Below are 23,112 nucleotides of genomic sequence, written 5' to 3'. Positions count from 1 at the left end.
AGATTGGATTAAAGTTTATGGATTTTGATTTTATTGAGAAATTTTACCCCCTTTTTGTAAAGGCTGGGATTCTCACCTGCCAGATCGCCTTTTTGGGGATCGTTTTTTCTATTTTGATAGGCATTTTTTGCATGGCTGTGAAATTTTACAAGCTAAAATTTCTCTCAAAGCTCGTTGATTGCTACGTTGAGCTTTCAAGAAATACGCCGCTTCTTATCCAGCTCTTCTTTTTATACTACGGCTTGCCAAAGCTTGGAGTGTCGATGAGTGGCTTTACCTGTGCGGTCGCTGGGCTTAGCTTTCTTGGTGGTAGCTATATGAGCGAGAGCTTTAGACTTGGCTTTGAGGCGGTGAGAAGGTCGCAGATAGAAGCAGGACTTAGCATCGCACTTAGTAAAAATCAGCTTCTAAGATATGTCATTTTGCCACAAGCCTTTAGCGTGGCACTTCCGAGCATCAGCGCAAACGTCATATTTTTACTAAAAGAGACAAGCATCGTTAGTATCGTAGCGCTTGCTGATCTAGTCTATGTCGCAAAAGATCTCATCGGACTTTATTACAAGACAGATGAGGCGCTTTTTATGCTGGTTATTAGCTATCTTGTCATCATCTTGCCAGTCTCGCTGGCGCTTAGCTACGTTGAAAAAAGGGCAAGACATGCAAGGAGTTAGTATATTATTTGACACGCAAAATTTACTAAGGCTGCTTGAAGGTCTTGTAGTAAGCACTGAAATTTCATTTATCTCGATCATCATCTCCGTCATCGGCGGCCTCATACTTGGCGTTTTGATGAGCATGAAAAACAAATTTATCTATCTTATTTTAAAAATTTGCCTAGAGATCGTTCGTATCATGCCTCAGATCGTCTGGCTATTTTTATTTTACTTTGGCGTTAGTAAGGCTTTTGATATCCATATCTCGGCATTTACCGCCTCGCTCATCGTCTTTAGCCTTTGGGGTGTTTTTGAGATGATGGATATCGTGCGAGGAGCGATCACCTCGATACCAAAGCACCAGTTTGAGTCAGCCGCCTCACTAGGACTTAGCAAATTTCAAATTTACTTTTATGTCATCATCCCGCTTGCTACTAGAAGGCTGGTGCCTGGAGCTGTAAATTTACTAAGCCGTATGATAAAAACGACCTCTATCGTCGTGCTAATCGGCGTTGTAGAGGTGGTCAAAGTCGGTCAGCAGATCATCGAGCGAAATGTATTTACCAATCCTATGGCGCCATTTTGGATATATACGCTCATATTCTTTTTATATTTTGCGATCTGCTATCCAGTCTCAAAACTATCGAAAAAACTAGAAGAAAAATGGAGCTAAAATGAGCGAAAATATCTTAGAACTTAAAAAAATAAACAAATTTTATGGAGAGCTTCACGCCTTAAAGGATATAAATTTAGAGGTTAAAAGCGGCGAAGTAGTAGTGCTTCTTGGACCATCAGGCTGTGGCAAGAGCACAACTCTTAGGTGCATAAACGGCCTTGAGAGCATCGCAAGCGGCGAGATCGTCATAGACGGCGAAGTGATAGACGCTAAATTTAAAGAGTGGCAAAGGATCCGCCAAAAGGTCGGCATGGTCTTTCAAAGCTACGAGCTCTTTGACCATATGAACGTCATAGATAACGTCCTTCTTGGACCTTTAAAAGTGCAAAAAAGAGATAGAGCTGAGGCCGAAAAGACCGCTGATATGTGGCTAAGCAAGGTTGGGCTACTTGATAAGAAATTTGCCTATCCAAAGGAGCTAAGCGGCGGTCAAAAGCAGCGTATAGCCATCGTTAGAAGCCTTTGTTTAAACCCTGAGATCATGCTATTTGACGAGGTTACGGCCGCACTTGATCCAGAGATCGTTAGAGAAGTGCTTGATGTGATACTAAATTTAGCCAAAGATGGCATGACGATGCTAATAGTCACCCACGAGATGAGCTTTGCAAGGGCGGTTGCAAATAAGATCGTATTTATGGACGCTGGAGCGATCGTGGAGATCAGCGAGCCAGAGGAGTTTTTTACTAATCCAAAGAGCGATCGCGCGAAGAAATTTCTAAATTTATTCTCGTTTTAGAAAAAATAAGAGATAATTTGCCGTTTTTCAAAATGCGTTTAGAGCGAGATTTGATCGCTCTTATTTACTAAATTTTTCAAAGGAGAAAGAGTGAGAAAATTTAAATTTTTCTTATTAGCATTAGTCGCTACCGTCTTTCTAACGGGTTGTGGTGATGACAAAGGTGCGGACAAAGCAGCCGCTTCAAACCAAGCTGACACGATCGCAAAGATCAAAGAGCGTGGATATATAAGGATAGGCGTTTTCAGCGACAAACCGCCATTTGGCTACGTCGATAAAGACGGCAAAAACCAAGGCTATGACATCTACTTTGCAAAACGCATCGCAAAAGACCTGCTTGGCGATGAGAGCAAGGTTAAATTTGAGCTAGTCGAGGCTGCTGGCAGGGTCGAAGTGCTCACAGCTGACAAGGTCGATATCACGCTTGCAAATTTCACAAAGACGCCTGAGCGCGCGCAAGTTGTTGATTTTGCGCTTCCATATATGAAGGTCTCTCTTGGTATCGTTAGTCCAGAGGGCGCTGTGATAAAGAGCGTTGATGAGCTAAAAGATAAAACTTTGATCGTCAATAAAGGCACAACAGCAGACGCATTTTTTACAAAAAATTATCCTGATATCAAGCTTTTAAAGTATGATCAAAACACCGAAACTTTCGCAGCTTTGGTTGATAAAAGGGGTGCAGCTCTAGCGCATGACAATGCTCTACTTTTTGCCTGGGCAAAAGAGACTCCTGGCTTTGTCGTTGGCGTTGAGGCGCTTGGCGATGTGGATGTGATAGCTCCAGCTGTCAAAAAGGGCAACAAAGCCTTGCTTGATTGGCTAAATAACGAGATCATCGAGCTTGGAAAAGAAAATTTCTTCCACAAAGACTATGACGCAACACTAAAACCGATCTATGGCGACAGCGTAAATCCTGAATCTCTAGTCGTCGAAGGCGGCAAACTCTAAATTCAAAGTAAGTGATCATAGTGAATGAATTTAATGAATATGTTCGCGATAGATTTTCTGAATTCGGCGATATTGTCATAAAATCCATGATGGGTGGATACCTTGTATATTTTAACGGTAAACTGATAGGTGACATTTGTAATAATGAACTGTTTTTAAAGAGAACGCCGACATCGGACAGACTTCTTGCAGACTCAGAACTACGTTATCCTTATAATGGCTCAAAGACGTTAATGCATGTATTCGAGAAATTTGAGGATGCGAATTTGATTGGAGAATTGTTGCGCGGCATGTATGCGGAACTGCCCGAAAAGAAACCAGCAAAAGCCAGATAAGTTGGATGTTTAAATAAAAATTTGAAAAGCATTTTGGAGTAAATTTAACCCAAAATGCTTTTATTGGCTACATCAAGCTCTTTAGTAAATTTGTCACTTTTTGCTCGATCTCTGCAAGAAATTCCTTGCTCTTTGCCTCAAATCTAGTGACGATAACTGGCGTTGTATTTGACGCACGCACCAGTGCCCAGCCATTTTCAAACTGAATTCTAATACCATCAATGTCTATGATATTTTTTATCTTTGGCAGGTCGCAGCCTTCATTTTTCACGCACTCTTTTAGCTTGGCTACTATCTTAAATTTAGCCTCGTCAGTCGTCTTTATCTTGATCTCATCGGTGCTAAAGACAAGCGGCATCTTATCAAGCTCGCCGTCAAGATCAAAGCCCTTATGAACTAGCTCAAGCACCCTCATCATCGCATAAAGCGCATCGTCAAAGCCAAAGTATCGCTCTTTAAAGAAGATATGGCCGCTCACTTCAGCCGCAAGATCAACATTTAGCTCTTTCATCATCTTTTTTATATTACTGTGTCCGGTCTTACCCATGAAAACTTCGCCGATTTTTGCGATCTCATCATACATATTTTGTGAGCATTTTACCTCGCCAAGCACCTTTGGATGTTTCATATTTAGCGCATAAAGATAGGCTAGCTCATCGCCTTTTATATCTCTTTTTGGAGTTATCACGGCGATCCTGTCACCATCTCCGTCAAAGCCAAATCCAAGGTCAAATTCTTTTTTTTCGATGAGTGAAAATATCTCTTTTAAATTCTCTTTTTCGCTTGGGTCTGGGTGGTGATTTGGGAAATTTCCGTCTGGATCTTCATATAAAATTTTCGCATTTAGCCCAAGTGCCTTGACGATAGGCACCAAGCTCACGCCAACAGCGCCATTTGCGCAGTCTATGACAAAAGGCTTTTTGAAATTTTTAAGCTCGCTAAATTCTTTTACAAAAAACTCAACGTATTTTTCTAAGATATTAAATTTCTCACAGCTCTCATCGTCTGCGATCTCTAAATTTGAGGCGATTATCTCATTCACCTTATCTTTTAAAATTTGCAGATCTTTACCAAAGAAACTATCTTTTTTAATGGTGATCTTAAAGCCATTATAGTCTTTTGGGTTGTGAGAGCCCGTGATCATGATGTTTGCGTCAAAATAATCAGCATAAACACTAAAGTAGCCAACAGGAGTTGGTAACAAGCCGATGTTATAAATTTTAAAGCCACCAGCCTTGTTTAGACCACTTAGCAGATACCTAAAAAGCGTGCTAGCACTTAGCCTTGCGTCAAAGCCAACGCTTAAAGTTTTCACGCCAAATTCGTTAAATTTCTTACCCAAAGCAAGCCCTATAGCCTTGACGCTATCTTCTGTCAAGTCTTTTTCAAAAATGCCACGGATGTCGTATTCTCTAAAAATTTCATCATATTTCATTGTAAATTCTCCCTAAAAGAATGCAAAAATGATACAAGAATAAATTTAAAAAGGAGTAAATAATTTTATAAATTTAGTGAGGTTAAAATTTAAATTCGAGCTAGAAAAGGCTCTAGCTCGAAAAGGGCTGCTACATCATGCCGCCCATGCCACCCATTCCGCCCATGTCAGGCATTGCAGGCATTGCTTTTTCTTCTTTTATCTCGCTGATAGTTGCCTCAGTCGTTAGTAGCAAGCTAGCCACGCTAACAGCATTTTGAAGCGCAACTCTCTCAACTTTAACTGGATCAATGATACCAGCTTCAAACATATTTACATATTCGCCAGTTGCAGCGTTAAAGCCAAAATTTGCATCTTTGCTTGTCTCAACTGCATTTGCTACTACGCCTGCGTCAAAGCCAGCGTTCTCAGCGATTTGGCGAAGTGGAGCACGAAGCGCTCTTCTAACGATCTCAGCACCGATTGCCTCATCGCCTTGTAAATTTAAATTTACGCTCTTTGAAGCAAGGATAAGAGCTGAACCGCCACCTACTACGATGCCCTCTTCAACAGCTGCACGAGTAGCGCTTAGAGCGTCATCTACGCGGTCTTTTTTCTCTTTCATCTCAGTCTCAGTCGCAGCACCTACTTTGATAACTGCCACGCCGCCGCTTAGTTTTGCAAGGCGCTCTTGAAGTTTTTCTTTGTCATAGTCGCTTGTAGTCTCAGCGATTTGTGCTTTGATCTGAGTTATTCTAGCGTCGATCGCTGACTTCTCGCCTGCGCCATTTACGATAGTAGTGTTGTCTTTGTCGATAACTACGCTTGAAGCTTGTCCAAGGTCGTTTATAGTGGCACTCTCAAGTGTTCTGCCTAGCTCTTCACTAATGACTTCGCCACCTGTTAAGATAGCGATATCTTCAAGCATAGCTTTTCTTCTGTCGCCAAAGCCAGGAGCTTTAACAGCTGAGATGTTTAGCACGCCACGAAGTTTATTTACAACAAGCGTTGCAAGTGCCTCACCTTCGATATCTTCAGCGATGATTAGAAGTGGTTTGCCGCTCTTTTGTACTTGCTCAAGCACTGGAAGCAGGTCTTTTAAATTTGTGATCTTCTTGTCAAATAATAATATAAATGGATTGCTTAGCTCAACTTGCATCTTTTCAGGGTTTGTGATGAAGTATGGGCTTAGATATCCGCGGTCAAACTGCATACCCTCAACAACACTTAGCTCGTCTTGGATAGACTTTGCCTCTTCTACTGTTATGACGCCATCTTTGCCGACTTTTTCCATCGCATCAGCGATAAGCTTACCGATGCTCTCGTCTGAGTTCGCAGAGATAGTAGCGATCTGAGCGATCTCTTTTGAGCCAGAAACTTTTTTAGAGATGTTTTTTAGTGCATCTATAAGAGCTGCTACTTCTTTATCCATACCGCGTTTTACTTCGATAGGATTTGCGCCAGCAGTTACGTTTCTAAGACCCTCTTTAAATATCGCGTGAGCTAGCACAGTCGCTGTTGTAGTGCCGTCACCTGCTTGGTCGTTTGTCTTGCTAGCTACTTCTCTAACTAGGCTTGCACCCATATTTTCGATAGTATCTTTTAGCTCAACCTCTTTAGCCACGCTAACGCCGTCTTTTGTGATGTTTGGAGCGCCAAAGCTCTTTTGGATAAGGACATTTCTGCCTCTTGGTCCCATTGTCACTTTTACAGCGTCATTTAGTTTTTTTACGCCCTCGTATAGGCGGTTTCTTGCATCATCAGAGTAAAAAATTTCTTTTGCCATTGTCTTTCCTTTTTAAATTATTTAATCACGCCTAAAATGTCATCGATGTTTAAAACAAGATATGTTTTATCATCTAAATTTACCTCAGTGCCAGCGTATTTAGCAAATACTACTTTTTCACCAACTTTTACGCCCTCAGCTTCAGCACCAACTGCTTTTACCTCGCCGCTTAAAGGTTTTTCTTTTGCGTTATCAGGTATAATTATGCCCGAAGCTGTCGTCTTTGTCTCTTCTACGCGTTCGACTAGGACACGCTTGCCTAATGGTTGAAAGTTCATTGTTCATCCTTTTAGTTTAATTGTCTTTTTTAGCACTCTTTATTTTTGAGTGATGAAATCCTAGCATTTTTTTCTGAAAAAGTCAATAATTTATAGTGAATTTTATTAAAAACTTTAGTCTAAGTGACTAAAGTTTTATGATATGTAAAACTAATATAAAGGAATTTTATGAAAAAAGTAGCCTACATAGTAACGGCTTTGGTGCTGATAATCCTTTGCATTTTTGGCTTTATCTTTAGCTCTTTTGGCAATAAATTTATAGCCAGCAAAATAGAAAAAGAGGCACTAGCTCGTGGTATCGATGTCAAATTTAAAGATTTTAACCTTGGGCTTAGCACTCTAAATTTAGAAGCGACCGTGATGGATGCCATAAATTTAAAGGCAAATGGCGACCTCTCCTTGCTTGCTCAAAGTATGAGCTTAAACATAGATATAAATGCCAACAAGGCAAAGGCTAGCGAGCTTGGGCTAAAAAAGGATGTCGCTCTTAAAGCAAATGTGGCTGGTAAATTTAGCGACTTCAAGCTAACGGCCACTGGCACGGCGCTTGGTTCAAACATAAATTTAAACGCAAATTTAAAAGACTACCTGCCAAAAGCTCTAAATCTTGACGCTAAAAATATCGAGCTTTCTGAGATATCAGCTCTTGCCAAAAAGCCAAATTTAGCTAGCGGCAAGCTTGATCTAACGAGCAATATGCAAGGAGTTGATGAGAAAAATGAACCCATCATAAACGCTCAAATTTTAACTAGCGACGCAGCGATAAACAAAGAAATTCTTAAAAATGAATTTGGGCTAAATTTAGCAAAAGATATAAGCTTTAAAGGTGGCGTAAATGCCAAATTTGCAAATGAAAAAGTGAGCGCAAAAACCATTATCATCGCACCTAAAGCCACTCTAAAAGCAAACGAGACGACTTATGATTTAGCTAGTAAAAATTTAAAGAGCGACTTTTCGCTAAATGTGCCTGATCTTGCCCTTTTTGGCAAGCTCTTAGGCGAGCAACTAAGCGGCGCTGTGGATGCAAACGGCGAAATTACAATGCAAGAAAATGCTCTTAAAAGTCTAAAAGCTGAGATAAACGGGCTTGGTGGCAAGATAAATGCAAATTTTGATAGCAAAAACTTAGCCCTAAACGCGGCTAACATCAAGCTAAAAGAGCTTCTATCGCTTGCCTTGCAGCCTAGCTACGCAGACGGACAGATAAATTTAAACGCAAATTTTAGCGGCTTTGATGAGCTAAAAAAACTTGCGGGCGAGGCTAAACTTGAGATAAAAAACGGTCTTATAGATAATGGGCTTGCAAAGCTTAAAAACGCAGCTAAATTTGAGCTAAAAGGCGGTGCCACCGCAAAAGGTGAGCTTGTAAATTTTGACGCAAACGTGCTTAGTGACCTTGGCGAGCTAAAGGATGTAAAGGGCGTTTTTGACATAAAAAACAGCCAAATTTTTAGCAAATTTGCCCTGCTCATTAGCGACCCTGAGAAATTTAAAGCGGTCAGTGGCTTTGAGGTGGGCTCAAAGATGGCGCTTGCGGGCGATGTGAAGGTCAAAAACAGCAAGATAGATGAGCTAAATTTAGGCGGCGATGCCTTTGCTGGCAAGCTAAACGCCACCATAAAAAATGAAAATCTTGATCTTAGCCTAAAAGAGGCGCAGCTAGGAGAAATTTTAGCACTTAGCGGCAACGACAGACTGGCAAACGCCAAGGCAAATCTCCAAGCAAAGGGGCAAAATATCTTTAGCAAAAGCCCAAGTGTCGCTGCAACGATCACTTTAAATGATGGTAAATTTAACGCCGCAGCGCTTAGCAAAATGCTCGATAAAAAATTCCCTGAAAATGAGAAATTTAGCTCAAATTTGAGCCTAGACTATAAAGGCGACATGGCAAAATTTAGTGGCGACTTTCTTAGCTCGCTAGCTGATATAAAGGGCATAGATGGCAGTTTTAACGTGGGCAAAAGCACGCTAAGCTTAAAGCTTCAAGCGGTAGTTTCAGAGCTAAATAAGCTTGCATTTTTAGCTGGCCGCGAGCTTCACGGTAAATTTGCAGCCCTAGTAACAGCAAATGGCAAAGTGGATGATCTAAGTGTGAAAGTCACTTCAGATGATCTGTTTAAGGGCAAACTAGAGGCAAACTACAAAAGCAGTACGCTTGATGCGGTGCTAAAAAACTTTGAGGTCAAAGGGCTAACGCAGACTTTGGGGCTAGAGCATCTATATGACGGCAACGGCAATGCTAAATTTGACTACGAGACGAAGCAAAAGCTCGGTAAATTTGACATCTTACTAAAAGAGGGTCACCTAGCCAGCACAAATCTCACAAACAATATAAAAACCTTCACCGGCAAGGACATCACAAAAGAAATTTACAAAGACGGCAAAATTTACGGCGATATAAAGGGTGACAACGTCATCTTTAACGTAAATTTAAGCTCGCCAAAGAGCGATATAAAGGTTTCAAACGGCACTTATAATACCGCCACAAAAATGCTTAATGCGCCGCTTGTTTGCAGGCTAGAAAAGACCGACCTAAACGTGCAAATCTCAGGCACGACAGACAAGCTAAAATACGACGTCAGGTCGCAATATCTCGAGAATAAGGTCAAAAAAGAGATAGGTAGATTTTTAGATAAAAAGCTGGGCAAAGATGATGACGCAAGCGGCGAAAAGCAAAATTTAAAGGGGCTTTTAAAAGGGCTATTTTAGATGAAAAAGGCGGAAAATTTAAAGTATCTAATGGGGCTTGGGCACTTTTGTAGCGACATAAACCAAAGCGCGCTTGGTGCGATGCTGCCCTTTTTCATCGCGAGCTACCACTACGACTACGCTACAGCCGCCTCGCTCGTGACCGCCACAAATTTAGCAAGCTCGCTCATCCAACCACTTATCGGCCGACTAAGCGACAAAAAAGAGCTACCATACGTCATCCCGCTTGGGCTACTGCTTGCGGGCGGTGGCATGAGCCTAACTGGCTTTGTCACAAACTACTACATCATCTTGCTTTGCGTGATGATAAGCGGTATCGGCGCCGCGCTCTTTCACCCAAGTGCCGCAAAGATCGTAAACTACGCCTCAAACGCCAAAAATAGAGCCAAAAGCATAAGCATATTCTCTTTTGGTGGCAACGTGGGCTTTGCAGTTGGACCCATTTTAGTCGCCGTTTTTGTGGGAAATTTTGGCCTAAAAGGGACGCTGGTCTTTATAATCCCTCAAATTTTTCTAACGCTTTTATACCTTAAAAAGGGCAAATTTATAAAAGCGCTAGAAGGCAATCACAAAAAGCAAATTTCACAAAAAACAAGCGCTCTAAAAGACGATCTGGGCGCATTTTTGAGGCTTTGTCTGTGTATATTTTCACGCTCGATTGTCGCTTTTGGCTTTTCGGCATTTTTTAGCATCTATCTCATCAAAATTTTTGGTCTTAGCAAAGAGACTGCAAATGTAAATTTAAGTATGTTTTTTGCTGCAGGTGCGATCTCTACGCTATTTGGCGGAGCACTAGCTGATAGATACGGCTTAGTTAGGCTCATCAAAATAAGCCTAAGCATCGCCGCGCCGCTAGTCGTGCTAATGCTCTTTATCGACAGCTACGCGCTATTTCTCGTGGCCTCCATGTGCGTGAGTGCCTGCATCAGCCTATCTTTTAGCCCATCAATCGCCCTTGCACAGCTTTATCTGCCAAATCAAATCGGCCTAGCCTCTGGCGTAACGCTTGGGCTTAGCATAACAATCGGCGGTATATTTGCGACGGTCATCGGCAAGATCGCTGACATCTTTAGCCTAACGCACTCATTTTACTTTATCGCCGCAGTATCGCTCATCTGCGCGGTTTCTAGCTACTTTTTAAAGCCGGTTAGCAAGATATAAATTTATAAAAATAGCTCGCTAACAGCGTAAAACACGGCTTTGTCATCATTTTTATGCTACAAATAATCCCACCGCCATTTTTTTGAGTTCGCTACGAGGAGACAAGGCGGATAAGCAAAAACAAGGGAGCACATACAAGAATATTAAATTTACGCAACATAAAAAATTAAATTTTGGCTACTAAAATATCAAGCCAAAGTATCTTGCGATGATTTTAAATGTTTTGCTTCGCAAGCTCGCAACGAGACTTCGCTACGATGAGACAAGGCGGATGAGCAAAAACAAGGGAGCGTATAAAAAATACTAAATGCGCGAAACATTAAAATTTAATTTTATTTAACGGTAGTATTTTGTGATAGATTTGAATGTTGCGCAGTTTAAAATTTGCACAAACCAGGCAAATATAAATTTAAATTTTAGTTACAAAACATCAAGGCAAAGTATCTTGCGATGATTTTAAATGTTTTGCTTCGCAAGCTCGCAACTGCAAGCAGAAACGAAGAAATTTTCGACCGAAGATAGAACATATAAATTTAAGCCACCAAGACAAGAATTTTTTTGTTTTTAGACAAGGCGGATAAGCAAAAACAAGGGAGCGTATATATGATACGTGACCGAAGTTTGAAGCGATATCCAACGCAGTATAAAATAAAAAGGGCTTGTCTTTTTTAAAGTTTTCTCATCTTTGCTATCTCGTCACGTAATGCCGCCGCCTTCTCAAACTCCAGCTGCGCTGCCGCTTCAAGCATCTGCTTTCTTAGCTCTTTTACGATCGCGGCTCGCTCGCTCGCAGGCATTTTTTCCAGATTTGCGCCTTTTCTTAAAATCTCCGTACCGTCCTCGACGTGCAGACTCTCTTCGATATTTCTACTTGCAGAGTGTGGCGTTATGCCGTGAGCTTTGTTGTATTCATCTTGAAATTTACGTCTAGCAGTCGTCGTATCGATCGCCTCTTTCATGGACTTAGTTATCTTTTTGGCAAACATTAGCACCTTGCCATTTACGTTTCTAGCCGCGCGCCCCATCGTCTGTATAAGGCTCGTTGTCGAGCGCAAAAAGCCCTCTTTATCAGCGTCCATGATCGCTATCAAGCTCACTTCAGGCAGGTCAAGCCCCTCACGGAGCAAATTTATGCCTATTAGCATGTCAAATTCGCCGCTTCTAAGCCCCCTAATGATCTCATTTCGCTCGATCGCGTCGATGTCTGAGTGCATATACTTGACCTTGACGCCAAGCTCGATGTAGTAGCGGCTTAGCTCCTCGGCCATCTTTTTAGTTAGCACCGTGACAAGCACACGCTCACCTCTAGCGATAACTGCCTTTGCCTCGTCAAATAGCGCTTCAACCTGGTTGTCGCTATCTTTTATCTCGATCAAAGGATCAAGCAGTCCCGTAGGTCGCAAAATTTGCTCATAGACGTGGCCCTGGCTGATACCAAGCTCATACTCGTTTGGCGTGGCTGAGACAAAGAGAAATTTAGCCTTTTTGCTTATAAACTCGTCAAATTTAAGCGGCCTGTTATCAAGCGCTGATGGCAAGCGAAATCCATACTCCACAAGCACCTCTTTACGGCTCCTATCGCCTGCATACATGCCCCTAAACTGCGGCAAACTCACATGGCTCTCATCGACGATAACTAGATAGTCCTCGCCACTTATCTCAAAGTAGTCAAACATCGAGTATGGCGTCTCTCCGGGCTTTTGTCCAGTTAGGTGGCGTGCGTAGTTTTCGATGCCTTTACACATGCCCGTGCTTGCCATCATCTCAAGGTCAAACTCCACTCTTTGCTTTAGTCTCTGCGCCTCAACAAGCTTGCCCTGCTCGTTAAATTCTTTCAAGCGCACATCAAGCTCCTCTTCGATCTCTTTCATAGCGATCTTTAGCCTATCAGCGCCCACGATAAACTGGCTGGTCGGGTAGAGGATAAATTTTTTCAGGTCGTGTCTTTTTTTGTTTTCCAGCACGTCCAGGCTATACATCGTCTCGATCTCGTCGCCGAAAAACTCGATCCTAAACGCCTCGTCGTTAAAATATGCGGGATATACGTCCACCACGTCGCCGTTTACGCGAAAGTCGCCACGATCGAAATAAACGTCGTTTCGCTTGTATCCCATATCCACTAGCTTTTGCAGTAGCGTGCGCTGGTTGATTTTATCGCCGACGTTTAGGTATGCGACCATGCCTTTATACTCGCTTGGATTACCAAGGCCGTAGTTTGCAGAGACTGAAGCCACACAGACGACGTCATCAAAGCTTAGCAAGCTAGCAGTCGCAGAGAGACGCAGGCGCTCAAGCTCATCATTTACCGAGCTATCCTTTTCTATATATAGGTCGCTTCGTGGGATGTAGGCCTCTGGCTGATAGTAGTCGTAGTAGCTTATGAAGTACTCCACGTGGTTTTTTGGGAAAAAGCCCTTAAATTCGCTGTAAAGCTGAGCGGCAAGGGATTTATTGTGCGTCATGATGAGCGTTGGCATATTTAGCTCGCGTATGACATTTGCCATGGTAAAGGTCTTGCCAGATCCTGTGACGCCTAGAAGTGTTTGATATTTATTGCCTGATTTTATACTTTTTACTATCTCTTTTATAGCTCTTGCTTGGTCGCTGCTTGGGCTAAATTTAGATGAAATTTCAAATTTACTCATTGATCGCCTTTAAATTTGGGCGAATTTTATAGCAAAGATAGTGCTTTGTCAAATGAGAATTTTAAAAAGAATTTAGCCTCTGCGTGTTAGAATACGGCATTAATTATTATTTTAAAGGAACCTTTATGTTTGAAGATAATGCGATCTTAACCACACTAAGCGATAAAGTAAATGACCTCATCACAAAATACGATGAAGTTTGCAAAGTAAATGAAGAGCTACGTAATGAGATCGTAACATTAAAAGCACAAAATGAGGCAAAAACCAACCAGATCATGCGCTTAGAAGAGGATCTAGATAAGAAAAATAGCGAAGCCGATGATGTAATGAAGAAGATCGAAGCCGTCCTTGGCAGATAAGCTAGACATTTTTGGCATAAAAAATGAAACAGATCACGCTCACCGTATCATCTCGTGACTACACGATAACGCTTGATGATGATTTTGCTGAAATTTTTGAGCGCGACTGGCAGAAATTTATGGGGGGAAAGAAATTTATCGAGCCTCGTGAGCTTATAAACGCCTTTGTCGAAAAGAGCTACGAGAGCTACACAAATTTGCGCGTCGTAAAGGACGTTACAAAAGAGATAGAAGAGATACTAAAACCGGAAAATAAATGAAAAAACGAGCTTTTACCCTAATAGAAATCATATTTGTCATCGTCATACTTGGCATTTTAAGTGCAGTCGCGATACCAAAGCTTTTCTTTACTAGAGGCGACGCCATAGTCGCAAACGCAAGAACACAAATAGCCGCCATAAAAAGTGGCATCTCGCTAAAATACAATGATAGCATCCTAAAAGGCACTCCAAAGTATCCTGATACGCTTGAGAGCCCAGGAAGTAACCTTTTTCAAAACGTTGTGAGCGTGCCTGTAAAAGATAGCGGCACAAAAAACGGCTGGCACAAAACTGGAGCAACAACTTATACCTTCAAACTAGACGGACAAACAGCAAATTTCACTTACGACAAAGACACTGGCGAATTTGACTGCACGAGCAGCGACGGACTTTGTAGCACCCTTGAGTGATGAGATACTACGAGGTCGTATTTAGCGGGGTAAATTTAGCTGCGCTCACATATAAAAGCGAGCTAGATATTGCGCCATTTCGCGCCGTCACTGCAAAAATTAGAGGCAAAAGTTTAACTGGCTTTATCCTGCGTGAAGTAGATGAGCCAAGCTTTAAAACAAGCTTTATTGATGAAATTTTACCCATTAAGCTAAACGACATCCAAGCAACTTTGGCTAAATTTATCGCCTACTACTACACCTGCGAGCTTGGCGTTGCTATAAATTTATTTGAGCCACAAAGCCTTATAGATGATGAAATTTATAGTGGCGCAACCGACTTTAAAGCGCCAAATTTAAGCCCAAAGCAGCTTGAAGCGCTAAATTTTATAAACGCACGAAAAAGCTCGCTCATCTTTGGCGACACGGGAAGTGGCAAAAGTGAAATTTATATAGCTAAAATCAGAGAAATTTTAAACGCAGGCGGCCAAGCGCTATTTTTGATGCCTGAAATTTCACTAACACCGCAGATGCAAAAGCGCTTAGAGAGCTTCTTTGGCGAGGCTGTGGCAGTGTGGCACTCAAAGATCACGCCAAAGAAAAAAGAGCAAATTTTAAAGGATATTAAAAGCGGTAAGGCAAGACTAATAGCAGGAGCTAGGTCTGCCCTATTTTTGCCACTTGAGCGGCTAAAACTCATCATCATCGACGAAGAGCACGACGATAGCTACAAAAACACAGGCTCAAAGCCCCACTACAACGCAAGGGACCTAGCGCTTTATCTAACTAGCAAATTTGACCTGCAAGTGGTACTTGGAAGCGCCACACCAAGCCTCACTAGCTTTTACAAGCAGGAGCACTTTCGCCTAAAAGGGACATATTTTGAGTCGCAAAAGAGCTATATATTTGATGAGAGCGAGACTGGCATAAGCGAAATTTTAAAAGAGCAGATCGCAAAGACGCTTGAAAACAAAAAACAAGCCGTCATCTGCCTGCCAACAAGGGCAAATTTCAAATATCTTGTCTGCAAAAACTGCGGCGAGACGGTGAAGTGTCCATTTTGTAGCATCGGCATGAGCTACTATAAAAAGCAAAACGTGCTAAAGTGCCAATACTGCGAGCACAAAATGGCCGTGCCAAAGACCTGCCACCAGTGCGGTAGCGAGATGATAGAGGCTAAAAAGATCGGCACGAGCGAGCTTCTTGAGAGGCTGCAAGCTGAGTTTGCAAACGCTAGGATCGCTAAATTTGATAGAGACGAGATCACGACGCAAAATAAGCTCGTAAAGGCTTTGAAAGAATTTAACGACGGCAAAATCGACATCCTGCTAGGCACGCAGATGCTAAGCAAGGGGCATGACTATCACAACGTCGTGCTCGCTGTCATCATGGGCTTTGACGAGCTTTTAAATTTTCCTGATTATAGAGCTAGAGAGCGGACACTCGCCCTTGCTATGCAAGTAGCTGGAAGAGCCGGCAGAAACGGAGCTGGCAGGGTCATCATCCAAAGCAAGCAAAGGGAGTTTTTCGAAAGCTTCATTAGCGACTACGACGCGTTTTTAAAGGATGAGATCGGCTACCGAGAGGGACTGTATCCGCCATTTACTAGGCTTCTTCGCGTGGTCGTTTCGCATAAAGATGAGAGCACTGCAAAGGGTGCAATGAACGAATTTGTGCAAAGGCTAGAGCCACTAAAAAGTGACGAGCTAGAGATCGTTGGATACGGCAAGTGCCAGGCTGAGTATCTTGTGGGTAAATTTAGATATGAAATTTTACTTCGTTCAAACTCGCACACCATGCTTTTAAAAGCGGCAAACCTCTGCAAAAGCGAACTTAGCGATATCGATATAGACCCAGTAAATTTTAGTTAGAGATTAGCTAATGTTGATTATAATCTCACCAAAAATTTAACGGATGCATCAATGCTTTTTAACTCTTATGAATTTATATTTTTATTCTTGCCATTTACATTTTTTATATACTTTTACCTAAATAAAAAGCGTCTTACAGAAGTAGCAAAAGGCTTTTTGGTTCTATCATCTCTATTTTTTTATAGCTGGTGGAATGTCATATATCTGCCGCTAATCTTAGGCTCAATGGTGTTTAACTACTGCTTTGGAGTGGAGCTAAATAAAGAAAATAGTAAAATTTCTAAAAAATTTATTCTTGTACTAGGCATTGTGGCAAATTTAATGCTACTTGGATATTTTAAATATTCAGACTTCTTTATAAGCAATGTAAATTTTATCTTTAATACCCACATATCTCATTTAAATTTACTATTGCCCCTTGCGATATCATTTTTTACTTTTCAGCAGATAGCATATTTGGTCGATAGTGCTACGGGGGGGGGTACGAAGCAGTATGATTTTTTAAACTACTGCTTATTTGTTACCTTTTTTCCGCAACTAATCGCTGGTCCGATCGTGCATCACAAAGAGATGATGCCGCAGTTTGCAAATTTAAGAAATAGAGTAATCAACTATAAAAATATAGCACTTGGTCTATTTATATTTTCGATAGGGCTTTTTAAAAAGGTAGTTATCGCTGATAGTTTTGCTGTTTGGGCAACAAATGGTTTTGACAAGGTGACTGTATTAAATTTATTTGAAGCATGGGCGACTAGCCTAAGCTATACATTTCAGCTCTACTTTGACTTTAGCGGATACTGCGATATGGCTATCGGTGCGGCACTTCTTTTTAATATCAAGCTTCCAATAAACTTTAACTCACCCTATAAAGCCTTAAACATTCAAGACTTTTGGCGCAGATGGCACATAACGCTAAGCAGGTTTTTAAGAGACTATATCTATATCCCGCTAGGTGGTAACCGCAAAGGCAGGCTTCGAACATACGCAAATTTAATGGCAACCTTTATAATAGGTGGTATATGGCACGGGGCTGGCTGGACATTTGTCTTTTGGGGATTTTTGCATGGCGTTGCCTTGGTTATTCACAGAATTTGGAGCGAACTTGGCTTTAAGATGAATAAAATTTTGGCTTGGTTCATAACATTTAACTTTATAAATATTACTTGGGTATTTTTTAGAGCAAAAGATTGGGACGATGCTTTAAAAGTTTTAAAAGGGATGTTTGGGCTTAGTGGTGGCATAGTTTTAAACTCTAGATTAGAAAAAAGAGTAGGATTTTTAAAAGAGTATGGTGTAAGTTTTGATAAATGGGATATAAATTTGCAAGTAGATGGAACAAATACTTTGATTTATTTTATGGTTTTCAGCTTTGTACTTGTACTATTTTGCAAAAACTCTGCTCAAAAGATACAATATTTTAAACTTTGCTGGCAAAATTTAACTATTGCTGTTTTTTGTTTTGTGCTAGCTATTTTAAATATGTACAAGATGTCTCAATTTTTATATTTTAATTTTTAGGAAGATCGCATGGGATTTAAAAAATGGACGTTTAGTTTTTTATTCGCCACAATTTTTATAATTCTATTTGTAGCAACTTTTAACTATATAGTTGACCCATATAGAATTTATGATACAAACATATTTAAAAATAAGCCAAAAGAAGATCTACAAGCGCGTTTTGCAAAGGTTTTAAGAATTCAACAACTAAAGCCTACATCTATTTTTTTAGGAAATTCTCGCCCACAAAGATCATTTGATTCTGCACATAAATATTTTACACAACCAGCCTTTAATGCAGCCATATCTGGAAGCAATCTTAATGAGGCTAAAGCATATCTAAAATGGGCAATAAGACAAGGAAATTTAAAACAAGCGCTACTTGTTTTCGACGATAAAACTATGCTGGGCATGCGCAATAAGACGGATGATTTTGAGGAGTATTTTAAAAATCCAAAAGTGTATAAATATAAAATTTTATTTAGTCTTCAAATGCTTAGAGACTCTATAGCTACAGTTAAAAAACGAAAACAAACTCCACTTTTTGAGCCTGATGGCAGGCGCACAGAGGCTTCTTTGCTAGAAGAAGTACAAAAAAATGGAGGATATTACAAATACTCCATAAATACACTAGAAAACGGATACATGGCTAAATATAATAAGAATGAGGTGTCAAAATTATCTTATAAAGTTTTTATAGATATCTTAAAAGAATGCCATGACAACAATATCAAACTAGATATTGCAATAAGCCCATTGCATGTTAGATTGCTTGAAGCTATGGACTATAGAGTTGGACTTGATGTGGTTTGGTATGAATGGAAAAAACAAATAGTGACAATAAATGAAGAGGTTGCTTTAAAGCTAGGTAAAAAGCCATTTAGGATAATAGATTTTGGTATATACAACAATATAACAGCACAAGAACTACCAAAAGATATAAATCAAACCTCTAAATACTATTGGGAAGCAAGCCACTACAAAACAAAACTTGCAGATATGATGTTAGATGCTTTAATGCAACAAAATATAGATAACGATTTTGGCGTAGAAATAACTAGTAAAAACATTGATGCCCACATAGAAAAGCAAAAGGGCCTTAGAAGTAAATTTATAAATACGCAAGAATACAGACGTGAAGTTTTTGGGTATTAGTGCTAAACAAATTTATTTAAAAGCCAAGATTTTATATAATCCCCAATAAAATTTAAAGGCAAAATTTTGCAACGATACCCGACAAAACAGATAAAAATTCGCGATGTTTTAATAGGCGGTGACGCACCGATCTCCGTGCAGTCGATGACATTTTCAAAGACAAAGGACGTAAAAGGCACGCTAGAGCAGATACAAAGGCTATATTTTGCAGGCTGTGACATCGTGCGCTGCGCAGTTTTTGACAAAGAGGACGCCAGCGCGCTAAAGCAGATCGTCGCAGGCTCACCCATCCCAGTCGTTGCAGACATTCATTTTAACCACACCTACGCGCTTATCGTTAGCGAATTTGTCGATGCTATCCGCATAAATCCAGGCAACATAGGCTCAGCTAAAAACATAAAAGCAGTCGTTGATGCCTGCAAACAGCGAAATCTGCCTATTCGCATAGGCGTAAATTCTGGCTCACTTGAAAAGCAGTTTGAGGACCACTACGGCCGCACGGTGGAGGCGATGGTGGAGAGTGCCTTATACAACATCAAGCTTCTTGAGGATTTTGACTTTACGGACATTAAAATTTCGCTTAAATCAAGCGACGTCGAGCGCACGATGCAAGCTTATAGAGCGCTTCGTCCAAAGACAAACTATCCATTTCATCTAGGCGTAACAGAGGCTGGCACGGCGTTTCATGCGACTATCAAGTCCGCGATCGCACTTGGCGGGCTTTTGCTTGAAGGCATCGGCGATACGATGAGAGTTAGCATCACGGGCGAGCTTGAAGAGGAGATCAAAGTCGCAAAGGCGATCTTAAAAGATAGCGGCCGCCAAAAAGAGGGGCTAAACATCATCTCATGCCCAACTTGTGGGCGTTTGCAAGCTGACCTCATGGCAGCAGTAAAGCTCGTAGAAGAAAAGACAAAAGGGATAAAAGAGCCGCTAAATGTCTCAGTGATGGGCTGCGTGGTAAATGCGATCGGCGAGGCAAAAGGCGCGGACGTAGCCATAGCATTTGGCAAAGGCAATGGCATGATCATGCGACACGGCGAAGTGGTCGCAAGGCTGCCTGAGAGCGAGCTTGTGGATAGATTTTTACAAGAGATCGACGACGAGATAAAGAGTAGAGGATAAAGCAGTGGCAAAAGAGAGACTTAACGAGATAGAATTTAGCAACCTTTACGACCTTGATATGGAGCGAGCCATACTAAGCTCTATCATCGCAAACAACGACGCTTTGGGCGAAATTTTCGACACGATCAAGGCTGGGGACTTTTACCTAAAGGCTCACGCTCAAATTTACAAAGCGATGGTTGATTGTCTAAACGGCGACGTGCCTATCGCATCGACATTTATCAAAAACAAGCTTGGCGAGAGCTACGATGACAACGTCATGGCGAGCATTTTGGCCACAAACTCGATCATCGACATCCAAAGATACGCAAACGAGCTAAAAGAGAAATCGATCAAACGAAGTCTAGTAAAGATCGCTCACGACATCCCAAGTAAGGTAAATGAAGACAAAGCTAGCCGTGATATGGTCGATGAGCTGAGTCAAGAATTTTACTCGCTAGTCGATGGCAGCGGCACTGGCAGCATCAGAGATAGCGAAGATATCATAAAAAGCTTGATCGTGCACATGCAAAAGCAAGCAGCCCTAAATGAGCGAGATATCATCGGACTAAACACCGGCTTTAAAAAGCTAAATGAGATGATAAAAGGCTTTAAAAATGGCGACCTCATCATCATCGCAGCACGCCCTGGCATGGGTAAAACGACGCTTTGTCTAAATTTCATGGGGCACGTTTTAAAAAGTGGCGCTGGCGTCGTCTTTTTCTCACTTGAGATGCCAGCAGAGCAGATCATGATGAGGATGCTAGCAGACAAGACCTCGATCCCGCTTCAAGAGATAATGACAGCGACCCTGGACGACGAGAAGCTCGCTCACTTTAGCCACGCATGTAGCGAATTTTCGCACGCCAAACTCTTCGTGCATGATAGCGGCTACGTAAATATCCACCAAGTAAGGACGCAGCTTCGCAAGCTAAAGTCAGCTCATCCTGAAATTTCACTCTGCGTCATCGACTACATCGGCCTTATGATGAGCACAAATAATTACGCCGACCGCCACATACAAATAGCTGAAATTTCTCGTGGCTTAAAGCTTCTAGCGCGCGAGCTGGATATGCCTATCATCGCACTTTCGCAGCTAAACCGCGGCCTTGAAGCACGCGCGAACAAGCGCCCTATGCTAAGCGATCTAAGAGAGTCGGGCGCGATCGAGCAAGACGCTGATATCATCCTTTTTGTCTATAGGCACGAGGTATATTTAGAGCAAGAAGAGAACGAGAAAAAGAGCAAGGCAGCAGCCGAGGGCAAAGAGTATAAAAGCGAGCACGTTTTTAACAAGCTTCAAGAAAACGCCGAGATCATCGTTGGCAAAAACAGAAACGGCGAAGTGGGATCTATCGACGTGCTCTTTCAAAAGCAGTACTCACGCTTTTGCGATATCGCCACCACACCAGTGCAATCAACTGAATTTAAAGAGTAAATTTGCCAAAAAACAGGCGTGTATTTTATTTTCTCCTGCTTTGCCTATTTATTTTTGGCCTAAATTTAGCACTTAAATTTTATGAATACAGCGCTTTTATGGAGCTTGGCGAGCAAGACGTTGTAGGAAAAGTAAGCGTAAATTTCACCAAAGAGAAAAACGGCAAAAAGCGCCAAATCATCAGGATAGATACTTCAAATTTTAGCTTTTACACAACCGCTTCTAAAAAAGATGAGATCAGCCTTTATGACGTCGTGGCGCTTAGCGTTCAGCCAATAGATGTTAGCTTCAAAGAGTATCTTTCTGGCTCATTTTACATGCCAAGCTACGATAGAGCTGTTATCAAAAAAGACGAGAGTCTAAGGCAAAGAGCTATAAATTTCATCTCCGCCCAGCACGAAAACGCCAAAATTTCGCAGCTTTACTCAGCGCTCTTTCTTGGCACAAACGTCTTTGGCGAGCTAAGAGATGACGTCTCAAACTGGGGCATAGCGCACCTCATCGCCATTAGTGGCTATCACCTTGGTGTCATAAGCGCGGTTTGCTTTTTTCTTTTAAAGCTCGTTTTTAAACCCATTTACGCAAGATATATGCCATATCGCTCTTACATTTTTGACTTTACTATCGCCGTATTTTTGGTGCTTTGTTTCTATTTTTATATGATCGGCTTTATAGCAAGCTTTTTGCGGGCATTTTTGATGAGCGTGGCTGGATTTTACATGATCTGCAAAAAGATAAAGATATTAAATTTCTACACGCTCTTTGGCGTTATTTTATTTAGCGTCGCCCTATTTCCCCAGCTTCTTTTTAGCGTTGGCTTTTATTTTTCATGCCTTGGCGTCTTTTATATCTTCGTCTATCTTTTATACTTTGCGCCCAAATTTAGCCTGCTGGCAAACTCACTACTTTTAAATTTATATGTCTTTTTTGCTATGGAGGTTGCGGTGCTTTACTTTTTTCCGCTCATTAGCCTCTTGCAGCTTAGTGTGCTAGCTTTAAACTACATATTTAGCATATTTTATCCGCTAAGCTTTTTACTTCACCTCTTTGGATGTGGCGGTATTTTTGATGAAATTTTAAGCAAGATGCTCTCTTTTAGACTAAGCTCAGGCAGTTTAGAAGTGAGTACATTTATATTTTTGCTTTACAACACCTGCGCACTTTTATCCCTTAAATTTAAAGCCGCCTCCCTGCTGCCACCTCTTTTTGGCATGAGCGCATTTTTACTCTATATACTAAAAATTTTTATTTAAATTTGCCGATATGCTTTTAAATTTAAAGGCAAGGCGATGCAGATAAACTCAAATTTTATAAATTTAAATAAAAGCGCTCCCAAAAGTGGGCTAAATTTAAAGGCTGATGAGGCAAATTTAAAGAGTGAAGAGTTACAAAATAGCGATAAAAGCACTATCTTGCACGACGCTTCAAATTTAGCTAGCGAGGCAAATAATGAGAGAGAGAGTAGCGCCGATGTCATAAAAAAGCAGTTAGAAAAACTGCAAAAACAGCTAAAAGAGATCGATAATGCGATAAAACAGGCAAGTGCGAGCAAAAATCCATACGCAAAAGAGCTGTTTGCTTCGCTTCAGACAAAAAAGGGAGCTATCTTTGCTCAGATAATGCAGCTAAACGCCCAGCTTGTAAAGATGCAAGGCGCTTAAATAGATCAAATTTAATGCTTTAAAATTTTCTACTTAG

General features: G+C 41.2%; 21 protein-coding genes. 17 read left to right on the top strand and 4 right to left on the bottom strand.

What is annotated here, in order from left to right; translation table 11 throughout:
• Positions 1-17 precede the first annotated feature (17 nt).
• The 5 genes from CCS77_RS03875 to CCS77_RS03855 all read left to right on the top strand — a co-directional run bounded on the left by CCS77_RS03875 (position 18) and on the right by CCS77_RS03855 (position 3,348).
• Positions 18-671, top strand: coding sequence for an amino acid ABC transporter permease (locus CCS77_RS03875; RefSeq protein WP_107916618.1), 654 nt, complete (start codon positions 18-20; stop codon positions 669-671).
• Positions 658-1,326 (top strand): amino acid ABC transporter permease, encoded by a 669-nt coding sequence (locus CCS77_RS03870; protein ID WP_103605260.1) that lies wholly within the window; start codon positions 658-660, stop codon positions 1,324-1,326. Before CCS77_RS03875 ends, CCS77_RS03870 begins: the two co-directional genes overlap by 14 nt.
• A 1-nt stretch (position 1,327) precedes the next feature.
• Positions 1,328-2,065: an amino acid ABC transporter ATP-binding protein gene (locus tag CCS77_RS03865; protein WP_021089304.1), complete on the top strand. Its 738-nt coding sequence runs from the start codon at positions 1,328-1,330 to the stop codon at positions 2,063-2,065.
• A gap of 90 nt (positions 2,066-2,155) precedes the next feature.
• Positions 2,156-3,013, top strand: a complete 858-nt coding sequence (locus CCS77_RS03860; RefSeq protein ID WP_087581880.1) for a cysteine ABC transporter substrate-binding protein — start codon at positions 2,156-2,158, stop codon at positions 3,011-3,013.
• 20 nt (positions 3,014-3,033) lie between these two features.
• The gene (locus CCS77_RS03855) at positions 3,034-3,348 is read left to right on the top strand and encodes a TfoX/Sxy family protein (RefSeq protein WP_035142669.1); all 315 of its coding nucleotides are present in this window, start codon (positions 3,034-3,036) and stop codon (positions 3,346-3,348) included.
• A gap of 67 nt (positions 3,349-3,415) precedes the next feature.
• On the opposite strand, the gene CCS77_RS03850 is transcribed toward CCS77_RS03855, so the two are convergent.
• The 3 genes from CCS77_RS03850 to groES all read right to left on the bottom strand — a co-directional run bounded on the left by CCS77_RS03850 (position 3,416) and on the right by groES (position 6,826).
• Entirely contained in the window at positions 3,416-4,783 is a 1,368-nt protein-coding gene (locus CCS77_RS03850; RefSeq protein ID WP_009293643.1) for a phosphomannomutase/phosphoglucomutase, read from the bottom strand.
• A 130-nt stretch (positions 4,784-4,913) separates the two neighbouring features.
• A complete protein-coding gene (gene groL / locus CCS77_RS03845) occupies positions 4,914-6,548 on the bottom strand; it encodes a chaperonin GroEL (protein ID WP_002940160.1) in 1,635 nt (544 codons plus the stop codon).
• Between the two features lie 17 nt (positions 6,549-6,565).
• Positions 6,566-6,826 carry a co-chaperone GroES gene (gene groES / locus CCS77_RS03840; protein ID WP_009293641.1) on the bottom strand — a complete coding sequence of 87 codons (261 nt, stop codon included), beginning with the start codon at positions 6,824-6,826 and terminating at the stop codon, positions 6,566-6,568.
• A 168-nt stretch (positions 6,827-6,994) separates the two neighbouring features.
• Here groES and CCS77_RS03835 point away from each other — a divergent pair, with 168 nt between their 5' ends.
• Positions 6,995-9,535: a tryptophanyl-tRNA synthetase gene (locus tag CCS77_RS03835; RefSeq protein ID WP_107916617.1), complete on the top strand. Its 2,541-nt coding sequence runs from the start codon at positions 6,995-6,997 to the stop codon at positions 9,533-9,535.
• Complete coding sequence (locus CCS77_RS03830) at positions 9,536-10,696, top strand: MFS transporter (RefSeq protein WP_107916616.1); 1,161 nt, start codon at positions 9,536-9,538, stop codon at positions 10,694-10,696. It begins immediately after the preceding gene.
• A 668-nt stretch (positions 10,697-11,364) separates the two neighbouring features.
• Here the strand turns inward: CCS77_RS03830 and uvrB are convergent.
• A complete protein-coding gene (uvrB, locus tag CCS77_RS03825) occupies positions 11,365-13,341 on the bottom strand; it encodes an excinuclease ABC subunit UvrB (protein ID WP_107916615.1) in 1,977 nt (658 codons plus the stop codon).
• A 125-nt stretch (positions 13,342-13,466) separates the two neighbouring features.
• Here uvrB and CCS77_RS03820 point away from each other — a divergent pair, with 125 nt between their 5' ends.
• The 10 genes from CCS77_RS03820 (at position 13,467) to CCS77_RS03775 (ending at position 23,075) form a co-directional block, all read left to right on the top strand.
• On the top strand, positions 13,467-13,700 hold the full coding sequence (locus tag CCS77_RS03820) for a hypothetical protein (RefSeq protein WP_021089317.1): 234 nt from the start codon (positions 13,467-13,469) through the stop codon (positions 13,698-13,700).
• 23 nt (positions 13,701-13,723) lie between these two features.
• Positions 13,724-13,960 carry a hypothetical protein gene (locus CCS77_RS03815; RefSeq protein WP_012001557.1) on the top strand — a complete coding sequence of 79 codons (237 nt, stop codon included), beginning with the start codon at positions 13,724-13,726 and terminating at the stop codon, positions 13,958-13,960.
• Positions 13,957-14,370, top strand: a complete 414-nt coding sequence (locus CCS77_RS03810) for a type II secretion system protein (protein WP_107916614.1) — start codon at positions 13,957-13,959, stop codon at positions 14,368-14,370. Before CCS77_RS03815 ends, CCS77_RS03810 begins: the two co-directional genes overlap by 4 nt.
• Positions 14,370-16,220: a primosomal protein N' gene (locus CCS77_RS03805; RefSeq protein WP_107916613.1), complete on the top strand. Its 1,851-nt coding sequence runs from the start codon at positions 14,370-14,372 to the stop codon at positions 16,218-16,220. Before CCS77_RS03810 ends, CCS77_RS03805 begins: the two co-directional genes overlap by 1 nt.
• A gap of 51 nt (positions 16,221-16,271) precedes the next feature.
• Complete coding sequence (locus CCS77_RS03800) at positions 16,272-17,738, top strand: MBOAT family O-acyltransferase (RefSeq protein ID WP_107916612.1); 1,467 nt, start codon at positions 16,272-16,274, stop codon at positions 17,736-17,738.
• A gap of 9 nt (positions 17,739-17,747) precedes the next feature.
• Positions 17,748-18,872 (top strand): hypothetical protein, encoded by a 1,125-nt coding sequence (locus CCS77_RS03795; protein ID WP_107916611.1) that lies wholly within the window; start codon positions 17,748-17,750, stop codon positions 18,870-18,872.
• 66 nt (positions 18,873-18,938) lie between these two features.
• Positions 18,939-19,997, top strand: coding sequence for a flavodoxin-dependent (E)-4-hydroxy-3-methylbut-2-enyl-diphosphate synthase (gene ispG, locus CCS77_RS03790; protein ID WP_107916610.1), 1,059 nt, complete (start codon positions 18,939-18,941; stop codon positions 19,995-19,997).
• Positions 19,998-20,001: 4 nt separating this feature from the next.
• The gene (locus CCS77_RS03785; RefSeq protein ID WP_103569749.1) at positions 20,002-21,414 is read left to right on the top strand and encodes a replicative DNA helicase; all 1,413 of its coding nucleotides are present in this window, start codon (positions 20,002-20,004) and stop codon (positions 21,412-21,414) included.
• Between the two features lie 2 nt (positions 21,415-21,416).
• On the top strand, positions 21,417-22,667 hold the full coding sequence (locus CCS77_RS03780) for a ComEC/Rec2 family competence protein (protein WP_107916609.1): 1,251 nt from the start codon (positions 21,417-21,419) through the stop codon (positions 22,665-22,667).
• A gap of 36 nt (positions 22,668-22,703) precedes the next feature.
• Positions 22,704-23,075, top strand: a complete 372-nt coding sequence (locus CCS77_RS03775; protein ID WP_107916608.1) for a hypothetical protein — start codon at positions 22,704-22,706, stop codon at positions 23,073-23,075.
• Positions 23,076-23,112: the final 37 nt, after the last annotated feature.

It is taken from the genome of Campylobacter concisus, assembly GCF_003048375.1.
Taxonomy (GTDB): domain Bacteria; phylum Campylobacterota; class Campylobacteria; order Campylobacterales; family Campylobacteraceae; genus Campylobacter_A; species Campylobacter_A concisus_T.
This window is presented reverse-complemented; position numbering and strand designations above follow the sequence as displayed.

What these genes read in the sequence shown, in the direction of transcription:
- CCS77_RS03875 (WP_107916618.1), top strand. Translation starts at nt 18, where the DNA reads ATGGATTTTGATTTTATTGAGAAATTTTACCCCCTTTTTGTAAAGGCT.
- CCS77_RS03870 (WP_103605260.1), top strand. Translation starts at nt 658, where the DNA reads ATGCAAGGAGTTAGTATATTATTTGACACGCAAAATTTACTAAGGCTG.
- CCS77_RS03865 (WP_021089304.1), top strand. Translation starts at nt 1,328, where the DNA reads ATGAGCGAAAATATCTTAGAACTTAAAAAAATAAACAAATTTTATGGA.
- CCS77_RS03850 (WP_009293643.1), bottom strand. Translation starts at nt 4,783, where the DNA reads ATGAAATATGATGAAATTTTTAGAGAATACGACATCCGTGGCATTTTT.
- groL (WP_002940160.1), bottom strand. Translation starts at nt 6,548, where the DNA reads ATGGCAAAAGAAATTTTTTACTCTGATGATGCAAGAAACCGCCTATAC.
- groES (WP_009293641.1), bottom strand. Translation starts at nt 6,826, where the DNA reads ATGAACTTTCAACCATTAGGCAAGCGTGTCCTAGTCGAACGCGTAGAA.
- CCS77_RS03835 (WP_107916617.1), top strand. Translation starts at nt 6,995, where the DNA reads ATGAAAAAAGTAGCCTACATAGTAACGGCTTTGGTGCTGATAATCCTT.
- CCS77_RS03830 (WP_107916616.1), top strand. Translation starts at nt 9,536, where the DNA reads ATGAAAAAGGCGGAAAATTTAAAGTATCTAATGGGGCTTGGGCACTTT.
- uvrB (WP_107916615.1), bottom strand. Translation starts at nt 13,341, where the DNA reads ATGAGTAAATTTGAAATTTCATCTAAATTTAGCCCAAGCAGCGACCAA.
- CCS77_RS03820 (WP_021089317.1), top strand. Translation starts at nt 13,467, where the DNA reads ATGTTTGAAGATAATGCGATCTTAACCACACTAAGCGATAAAGTAAAT.
- CCS77_RS03815 (WP_012001557.1), top strand. Translation starts at nt 13,724, where the DNA reads ATGAAACAGATCACGCTCACCGTATCATCTCGTGACTACACGATAACG.
- CCS77_RS03810 (WP_107916614.1), top strand. Translation starts at nt 13,957, where the DNA reads ATGAAAAAACGAGCTTTTACCCTAATAGAAATCATATTTGTCATCGTC.
- CCS77_RS03805 (WP_107916613.1), top strand. Translation starts at nt 14,370, where the DNA reads ATGAGATACTACGAGGTCGTATTTAGCGGGGTAAATTTAGCTGCGCTC.
- CCS77_RS03800 (WP_107916612.1), top strand. Translation starts at nt 16,272, where the DNA reads ATGCTTTTTAACTCTTATGAATTTATATTTTTATTCTTGCCATTTACA.
- CCS77_RS03795 (WP_107916611.1), top strand. Translation starts at nt 17,748, where the DNA reads ATGGGATTTAAAAAATGGACGTTTAGTTTTTTATTCGCCACAATTTTT.
- CCS77_RS03775 (WP_107916608.1), top strand. Translation starts at nt 22,704, where the DNA reads ATGCAGATAAACTCAAATTTTATAAATTTAAATAAAAGCGCTCCCAAA.